Source organism: Pseudomonas capeferrum, from assembly GCF_013523055.1.
GTDB lineage: Bacteria > Pseudomonadota > Gammaproteobacteria > Pseudomonadales > Pseudomonadaceae > Aquipseudomonas > Aquipseudomonas capeferrum_A.
The window spans coordinates 1-804 of the sequence record NZ_JAAMQM010000058.1 but is presented as its reverse complement, the minus strand read 5'-3'; the positions used below and the strand labels follow the sequence as shown (position 1 = coordinate 804).

Below are 804 nucleotides of genomic sequence, written 5' to 3'. Positions count from 1 at the left end.
AAGACCCTCAAGGTCGAAGCGCCGGCGGCTCGCAGCGCGGGGATCATGGTCAAGTCGGTGGCCGAACTGGTCGAGAAACTGAAGAACGAGGCGAAGGTAATCCAATGACTATCCTGGTTGTCGCTGATTTTTTACAAGGGCGAGAAAACGCTGCCGTTGCCCCGGCCACCCTGAACACTGTCGCTGCTGCCGCCAAGATCGGCGGTGATATCCACGTACTGGTCGCGGGTCAGGGTGTGAGCGCTGTCGCCGAAGCCGCCGCCAGGATCGCCGGCGTGGCCAAGGTGCTGGTGGCCGACAACGCCGCCTATGCCCACCAGTTGCCGGAAAACATCGCGCCTCTGGTGGCCGCCCTTGTTGATGAGAGCGGGGGCAAGGCCTACAGCCATGTCCTGGCCCCGGCCACCAGCAACGGCAAGAACATCCTGCCGCGCGTCGCCGCGCTGCTGGATGTCGATCAGATCTCCGAGATCATCGCGGTCGAATCCGCCGATACCTTCCAGCGGCCGATCTACGCCGGCAACGCCATTGCCACCGTGCAATCGAGCGCGGCGATCAAGGTCATCACCGTGCGTGCCACCGGTTTCGATGCCGTGGCCGCCGAGGGTGGCTCGGCAGCGATCGAAACCGTTGGCGCCGAAGGTGGCTTGGCAGCGATCGAAGCCGTTGGCGCCGCCCACGATGCCGGCACCTCGGCGTTCGTCGGTGAAGAGCTGGCCAAGTCCGATCGTCCCGAACTGACCGCGGCCAAGATCGTCGTGTCCGGTGGCCGCGGCATGCAGAACGGCGATAACTTCAAGCACC

Annotated in this window: 1 protein-coding gene and 1 pseudogene; both read left to right on the top strand. The window is 64.6% G+C overall.

Going from position 1 to position 804, the window contains the following annotated elements:
* Nucleotides 1-108: pseudogene (locus tag G7009_RS27290) on the top strand (electron transfer flavoprotein subunit beta/FixA family protein); the annotation flags it as partial.
* Nucleotides 105-804: electron transfer flavoprotein subunit alpha/FixB family protein (locus G7009_RS27285; protein WP_181133376.1), on the top strand; the 700-nt coding region annotated here is incomplete at its 3' end. The pseudogene G7009_RS27290 and the gene G7009_RS27285, both read left to right, overlap by 4 nt.